We start from the raw sequence: 7,177 nt of genomic DNA, 5'->3' as shown, positions 1-7,177 counted from the left end.
GCATCCTGCTGGGCGGCGATGGTGCGGGCCGCTTCGGCTTCGGTGGCCTGCTGCTGGGCCTGGCGCTGCTGGTCGGCCAGCTGCTTGGTGCGGCTTTCGGCGTCCTTCTTGACCTTGTCGGTCTCTTCCTGGGTGCGCTTGAGCGCGGTCTGCATGCCGCCGCTGATGCCCTGCTTCAGGCGCGGCAGCGCCGGTGCGGTGGCGTCGACCTTTTCGATCAGCGCGACCAGCCGCTGCGATTCGGCGAAGTCCTCGCGGCCCAGGCTCTGCTCGGCCGCGATCAGGGTGTAGGGCAGCAGGTCGGTCAGCGCGCTCTTGACCGAGGCGTCATCGGGGGTCTTGTCGCGCAGCGCCAGGTAGTACTCGATGGCGTTGTCGCCGGCCGGGGCGTACATGCGGTTTTCGCGCAGGGCCTGGCTGGCCAGGTCGCGCAGCTGGTCGGTGCCCATCGACTGCACCTTGGCCGAGACCGCCGGTGCGGCCGGCGCCGCCGGCGTGGCGGTGGTGGCGGTCCCTGCGGCAGGCGCGGCCGGTGCCGGTTCGTCCTTGCCCGAGCAGGCGGCCAGGGCCACCAGCAGGGTCAGCGGCGCAAGCAGGCGCGCCTTGGCGATCGTGTTGACGTGCGACATCCAACTCCCCTTTGAAGACGACGATACGTAAGGCCCGATGCGGTCAGGCTGGCCGAGGCCCATGGACGTTTCCCGACGTCCACGGCAGTACTGCAGGTGTGCAATCTAGCACCCCCTCGCCCGGCCGGGGGCCGGGCGGCGAGGGCAGGCCGGCATCGTGACCGATGCCGGCGCCGCCGGGCAAGCGTCAGTGCGACAGCGTCTTGCTGGGCGTGCCGCTCATCAGCTTGTCGGTGTAGGCGATGCCGATCGCCGACAGGATGAAGGCGGCATGGATGATGGTCTGCCACATCACCCCGGTGGAGGTGAACGCGGTGCACTTGAAGGCCACTGCGGCGCTCGGGCCGGCGGCTGCAACGGCGCTGGCCACCGCCTGGATGTAGACATCGCTGTTGCACGAGGGAAGGCTGTCCAGGCTGCCGGCGGCGATGAAGGTCTTGAGCAGGTGGATCGAGGAGATGCCGATGATTGACAGCGCCAGCTTCACCTTCAGCACGCTGGCATTGACGTGGCTGAGCCATTCCGGCTGGTCGGGATGGTTCTCCAGGCGCAGGCGCGAGACGAAGGTCTCATAGCCGCCCACGATCACCATCACCAGCAGGTTGGAGATCATCACCACGTCGATCAGGCCCAGCACCAGCAGCATGATTTCCTGCTCGCCCATGCTGTTGGCCTTGTGCAGCAGGTGCCACAGTTCCTTGCCGAACAGGAACACATACACGCACTGCGCCAGGATCAGGCCCAGGTACAGCGGCAGCTGCAGCCAGCGCGAGGCGAAGATCAGGGACGACAGGGGGCTGATGGGCTTTTCGGGGGCGCTCATGCTGGAATGCTGCGTTGCGGGGGACGCGGCAGGTTAACGGGTCCGCCGTGACCCCGCCACCCAACCGACGCACTAGACTCCAGACTTACCCATCCGCGAGTGCGCCGCCATGATCGACCTGTACTACTGGCCCACCCCCAACGGCCACAAAGTCACGCTGCTGCTGGAAGAGCTGGGCCTGCCGTACCAGATCAAGCCGGTCAACATCGGCGCCGGCGACCAGTTCAAGCCCGAATTCCTGGCGATCTCGCCCAACAACAAGATGCCGGCCCTGGTCGACCACCAGCCCGCCGACGGTGGCGCCCCACAGAGCGTGTTCGAGTCCGGCGCGATCCTGCTGTACCTGGCCGAGAAGACCGGCCGCTTCGTGCCATCCGATGCACGCGGCCGGGTGGCGGTGCTGGAGTGGCTGTTCTGGCAGATGGCCGGGCTGGGCCCGATGAGCGGGCAGATGGGCCACTTCAACGTGTATGCGCCCGAGCAGATTCCCTATGCCATCGAGCGCTACAACAACGAAGTGCGCCGCCTGCACGGGGTGATGGACAAGCGCCTGGCCGACAGCGCTTTCCTCGGCGGTGCGGAATACAGCATCGCCGACATGGCCAGTTACCCGTGGATCGGGGCATACGAAAAGCTGCCGGTGGATTTCGCCGCCTTCCCGCACCTCAAGCGCTGGCACGAGGCCATCGCCGCGCGCCCGGCCACCCAGCGCGCCTATGCGCTGCGCCAGAAGGTCAACCCGGACGCCGGCAAGCCGCTGAGCGAGGAAGAGCGCAGGCACCTGTTCGGCCAGCGCTGAGCCGGGACTACCCGCCGCCGCCCCGCTCCAGACATCCCCACCGACCCAGAGGGTAGTGCCGGCCGCTGGCCGGTTCCCCAAAACGCCCGCCGCAGCCGCACCCCGCCCAACCGCCGGCACGGGCGCAAGGCTTTTGGTTAGGATGAACTGCTCCCCGTCCGCCCCGCGCGGGCGGGGAACGTCCAGACGCTGCCGGAATCCTTCATGCGCCACCTGTTTGCTTCACTTGCCCTCATGCTCGCTTCGACCACGCTCGCCCACGCCGAAAAGCTGACCCTGGAGGCCATCACCGGCCCCTTGCCGTTGTCCGGCCCGACCCTGATGAAACCCAAGGTCGCCCCGGACGGCTCGCAGGTCAGCTTCCTGCGCGGCAAGGACGCCGACCGCAACCAGCTGGACCTGTGGGCCTACGACATCGCCAGCGGCACGACCCACCTGCTGGTCGACTCCAAGGTAGTGCTGCCGGGCGAAGAAACCCTGAGCGATGCCGAAAAAGCCCGCCGCGAGCGCCAGCGCATCGCCGCGATGACCGGGATCGTCGATTACCAGTGGTCGCCCGACGCACGCACCTTGCTGTTTCCGCTCGGCGGCGAGCTTTACCTGTACGACCTGAGCAAACAGGGCAAGGCGGCGGTACGCCAGCTCACCCACGGCGAAGGGTTCGCCACCGATGCCAAGCTCTCGCCCAAGGGCGGGTTCGTCAGCTTCGTGCGCGCGCGCAACCTGTGGGTGATCGACCTGGCCAGCGGCAAGCAGATCCAGCTCACCGGCGACGGCAGCGACACCATCGGCAACGGCGTGGCCGAATTCGTTGCCGATGAGGAGATGGACCGCCACACCGGTTACTGGTGGGCGCCGGACGACTCGGCGATCGCCTTTGCGCGCATCGATGAAAGCCCGGTGCCGGTGCAGAAGCGCTATGAGATGTATGCCGACCGCACCGAGATGATCGAGCAGCGCTATCCGGCGGCCGGCGACCACAACGTCACCGTCAAGCTCGCGGTGATCGCGCCGAAGGCCGATGCCGCACCGCGCTGGATCGACCTCGGCCGCAACCCGGACATCTACCTGGCACGGGTGGATTGGCGCGATCCGCAGCGCCTGACCTTCCAGCGCCAGTCGCGCGACCAGAAGCGCCTGGAACTGATCCAGGCCGATCTGGCCAGCGGCCAGCAGCACACGCTGGTCACCGAAACCTCCAGGACCTGGGTGCCGCTGCACAACAGCCTGCATTTCCTGAAGCAGGGCGGCTTCGTGTGGTCGTCCGAGCGCAGCGGTTTCGAGCATCTGTACCGCGTCTCCGACGACGGCAAGACCGTCACCGCGCTCACCAGCGGTCACTGGCCCGTCGATGAACTGCTGGCCGTGGACGAAGCCGCCGGCAAGGTGTACTTCCGCGCCGGTGTCGATTCGCCGCGCGAAAGCCAGATCTACGCCGTGCCGCTGCAGGGCGGCACGCTGCAGCGCCTGTCGCAGGCACCGGGCATGCACAGTGCCAGCTTCGCCAAGAATGCCAGCGTCTACGTGGACAGCTGGTCCAACACCTCCACCCCGCCGCAGATCGCCCTGTTCCGCGCCAACGGCGAGAAGATCGCCACCCTGGTCGAAAACAATCTGCGCGATCCGCAGCACCCCTACGCGCGCTACCTGGATGCGCAGCGCCCGGTCGAGTTCGGCACGCTTACCGCTGCCGACGACACGACCGAGCTGCACTACAGCCTGATCAAGCCGGCCGGTTTCGATCCGGCCCGGCGCTATCCGGTGGTGGTGTACGTGTATGGCGGCCCGGCCAGCCAGACCGTCACCGACAGCTGGCCCGGCCGTGGCGACCACCTGTTCAACCAGTACCTGGCCCAGCAGGGTTACGTGGTGTTCTCGCTGGACAACCGCGGCACGCCGCGTCGCGGCCGCGATTTCGGCGGCGCGCTGTATGGCGTGCAGGGCACGGTGGAAGTGGCCGACCAGCTGCGCGGCGTGGCCTGGCTGAAGCAGCAGGCCTGGGTGGACCCGGCGCGCATCGGCGTGCAGGGCTGGTCCAACGGCGGCTACATGACCCTGATGCTGCTGGCCAAGGCGTCGGACACCTACGCCTGCGGCGTGGCTGGCGCGCCGGTCACCGATTGGGGCCTGTATGACAGCCACTACACCGAGCGCTACATGAACCTGCCGGCCAACAATCCGAAGGGCTATGAAGCCGCGCGCGTGCTGGCCCACATCGACGGCCTGCGCTCGCGCCTGCTGCTGATCCACGGCATGGCCGATGACAACGTGCTGTTCACCAATTCGACCTCGTTGATGAGCGCGCTGCAGAAGCGTGGCCAGCCGTTCGAACTGATGACCTACCCGGGCGCCAAGCACGGCCTGTCGGGCAGCAATGCGCTGCACCGCTATCGTCTGGCCGAGGATTTCCTGGGGCGCTGCCTGCCCCGCTGACCCACCGCTTCCGCCACCGGCCCGACAAGGAGTTTGCCGATGACATCGCCCCCCGTATTGACCGGAAAGACCGCATCCACCGGCTGGTGGCGCCGCCACTGGYGCTGGGCAATGCCACTGGCGGTGGTGGTGGGGATCGCCGCGGCGGTCTGGGCGGTGTGGTTCGCGCTGTCGCAGTGGGCGTACTGGAGCAAATCCAGCACGCCCTACCAGGAGGCCATGCGCCGCGCGCGCTGCAACATCGAACTGGTGCAGGCGCTCGGCGAGCCGGTGCAGGACGGCTACCTGCCGGCCGGTTCCATGCACACCACCGGGCAGAGCCAGTTCGTGATCGCGCTGTCCGGCCCGCGCGGCGATGGCCGCCTGTTCCTCAATGCCCGGCGCAGCGGCGGGCAATGGGACTACCCGATGCTGTACGTGGTCACTGAGGGCAAGGAGGCCATCGACCTCACCGCACTGGACGACGAAGAGGCCGCCGACAGCTGCGCCTTGGAAGAATGCCGCGCCAATGGCCAATGCCCGTTGCCGTCCGGGTCGCTGGGGGCCTGATCGGCGCATGACCTCCGGCCGATTGCCGGGCGCGCCGTGAGTGCGTAGGGTCGCAGGCATCCTGCCCTGGAGTTCCCGCATGAAGCCGCTCGTCCTTGCTGTTGCGCTGGCCCTGACCGTCCCCGCCACCCTGTCGGCGCCGCCGGCGTTGGCCAGGCAGGCCGCTGCCCAGCCTGCCACCGCCAAACCCGCCGCCAGCCCGGCGTGGGTCACCCGCAGCAACCAGCTGGCGCAGATCCTGCTGGATGCGCAGGGCCCATTCCAGCCGGAAGAGACCGGTTTCTTCGGCGTGCCCGGCTATGACGACAAGGTGGCCGATTTCGGCCCGGACAACGGCGCCCGCTACCGCGCGGCCATGGCCAAGGCACGCACCGAACTACAGGCCAAGCTGAGCACCGAGCGCGATCCCAACGTGCGCCAGGACCTGGCGATCATGATCGCCGCGGCCAGCCAGAACATCGAAGGCAGCGAGCTCAACGACAAGTACCTGCTGCCGTGGAGCGATACCCCGCAGACCGTGTTCAGCGGCCTCAACCTGCTGCTGTCCGACCAGGTGCCCGCCGAGCGCCGGGCCAAGGCCCTGGACCGCCTGAAGGCGTATGCCGGCCTCGCCCCGGGCACCCAGCCGGTCACCACGCTGTCGCGCCAGCGCTATGAAGAGCGCCTGGGCGACAAGACCCTGCTGCAGCCGACGAAGATCGAAGTCGAGCAGTCGCTGGCCAACGTGGACACCTACATCACCGGCATCGAACAGCTGTTTGGCAAGTACAAGGTGGCCGGCGCCGATGAAGCGCTGAAGACCATTGCCACCCAGCTGCGCGAGTACCGCGACTGGACCCGCAGCGCGGTGCTGCCCAAGGCCCGCACCGACGCGCGCCTGCCCGAGCCGCTGTACGCCTACCAGCTCAAGCGGGTAGGCATCGACATCGCCCCGGCGGTGCTGATGCAGCGTGCGCAGCTGGAATTCATGGAAACCCGCTCGGCGATGCGCCAGCTGGCGCCGCTGGTGGTCCAGGCCAAGGGCCTGAAGGTGGCCGACCCGACCGATCCGGTCGCGGTGGTGCGCGCGCTGAAGGGTGACAAGATCGCCGACGACCAGCTCGAGCACCACTACCGTGGCGTCATCGATGCAATCGACCCGATCATCCGCCGCGAGAAGATCGTCGACGTGCCGCAGCGCCCGATGCAGATGCGGCTGGGCTCGGCGGCCGAGAGCGCGGCCTCGCCGGCCCCGCACTTCCTGCCCGCGCCGCTGGTCGGGAACACCGGGCAGCAGGGCACCTTCGTACTGCCGCTGGGCAACCCCGCCGCCGGCGACAAGGCCGCGCAGTACGACGATTTCAACTTCGGTTCGGCCGCATGGACCCTGAGCGCGCACGAAGGTCGGCCGGGCCACGAGCTGCAGTTCACCGCGATGGTCGAGCGCGGCATCTCGCTRGCGCGCACCATGTTCGCCTTCAACTCGGTCAACGTAGAAGGCTGGGCGCTGTATGCCGAAGCGGAGATGGTGCCGTACGAACCGCTGGACGGGCAGCTGATCGCACTGCAGTTCCGCCTGCTGCGCGCCGCCCGCGCGATGCTCGACCCGATGCTCAACCTGGGCCTGATCGACCGCGCCAACGCCGAGCGCGTGCTGATCGACGACGTCGGCCTGTCCAAGGCGATGGCCACCCAGGAACTGGACCGTTACATGGTGCGCATGCCCGGCCAGGCCGGCAGCTACTTCTACGGGTACACGCGCATCCTGGAACTGCGCATGCAGACCGAGCTGGCGTTGGGCAAGCGCTTCGACCGCCTGGCGTTCAACAACTTCCTGCTCGACCAGGGCCTGCTGCCGCCGGACCAGCTGGCCCAGGCGGTGAACGAGGTCTTCGTGCCGAAGTACAAGGCCGCAGCCAAGCGCTGAGCCGGTCTGCCGTCCGCGCCCATCCTCCGGGCGCGGAC

Annotated in this window: 5 protein-coding genes and 1 pseudogene; 4 read left to right on the top strand and 2 right to left on the bottom strand. The window is 68.1% G+C overall.

Translation table 11 applies throughout. The annotated features are described in order from the left end of the window. Both AC1DQP_RS13880 and AC1DQP_RS13875 read right to left on the bottom strand, forming a co-directional pair. Positions 1 to 629, bottom strand: a pseudogene (locus tag AC1DQP_RS13880) (energy transducer TonB); the annotation flags it as partial. A gap of 187 nt (positions 630 to 816) precedes the next feature. Further along, positions 817 to 1,452 carry a TIGR00645 family protein gene (locus tag AC1DQP_RS13875; RefSeq protein WP_457317839.1) on the bottom strand — a complete coding sequence of 212 codons (636 nt, stop codon included), beginning with the start codon at positions 1,450 to 1,452 and terminating at the stop codon, positions 817 to 819. A gap of 109 nt (positions 1,453 to 1,561) precedes the next feature. On the opposite strand from AC1DQP_RS13875, the gene AC1DQP_RS13870 reads away from it, so the two are divergent. The 4 genes from AC1DQP_RS13870 to AC1DQP_RS13855 all read left to right on the top strand — a co-directional run bounded on the left by AC1DQP_RS13870 (position 1,562) and on the right by AC1DQP_RS13855 (position 7,139). Continuing rightward, positions 1,562 to 2,251 (top strand): glutathione S-transferase N-terminal domain-containing protein, encoded by a 690-nt coding sequence (locus tag AC1DQP_RS13870; RefSeq protein WP_457317840.1) that lies wholly within the window; start codon positions 1,562 to 1,564, stop codon positions 2,249 to 2,251. A 204-nt stretch (positions 2,252 to 2,455) separates the two neighbouring features. Continuing rightward, the gene (locus tag AC1DQP_RS13865) at positions 2,456 to 4,684 is read left to right on the top strand and encodes a S9 family peptidase (protein ID WP_478051815.1); all 2,229 of its coding nucleotides are present in this window, start codon (positions 2,456 to 2,458) and stop codon (positions 4,682 to 4,684) included. A 39-nt stretch (positions 4,685 to 4,723) separates the two neighbouring features. Beyond that, positions 4,724 to 5,233, top strand: coding sequence for a cytochrome c oxidase assembly factor Coa1 family protein (locus tag AC1DQP_RS13860; RefSeq protein WP_478051814.1), 510 nt, complete (start codon positions 4,724 to 4,726; stop codon positions 5,231 to 5,233). Between the two features lie 79 nt (positions 5,234 to 5,312). Next, positions 5,313 to 7,139 carry a DUF885 domain-containing protein gene (locus tag AC1DQP_RS13855; protein ID WP_457321220.1) on the top strand — a complete coding sequence of 609 codons (1,827 nt, stop codon included), beginning with the start codon at positions 5,313 to 5,315 and terminating at the stop codon, positions 7,137 to 7,139. The last annotated feature ends 38 nt before the right edge of the window (positions 7,140 to 7,177 follow it).

The organism is Stenotrophomonas sp. P5_A8 (assembly GCF_056400545.1).
The sequence above is the reverse complement of the archived record's forward strand: the minus strand, read 5'-3'. Positions and strand labels throughout refer to the sequence as shown.

Bases quoted from the DNA above. Each gene is read 5' to 3' on its own strand.
- AC1DQP_RS13875 (WP_457317839.1), bottom strand. From the start codon at position 1,452: ATGAGCGCCCCCGAAAAGCCCATCAGCCCCCTGTCGTCCCTGATCTTC.
- AC1DQP_RS13870 (WP_457317840.1), top strand. From the start codon at position 1,562: ATGATCGACCTGTACTACTGGCCCACCCCCAACGGCCACAAAGTCACG.
- AC1DQP_RS13865 (WP_478051815.1), top strand. From the start codon at position 2,456: ATGCGCCACCTGTTTGCTTCACTTGCCCTCATGCTCGCTTCGACCACG.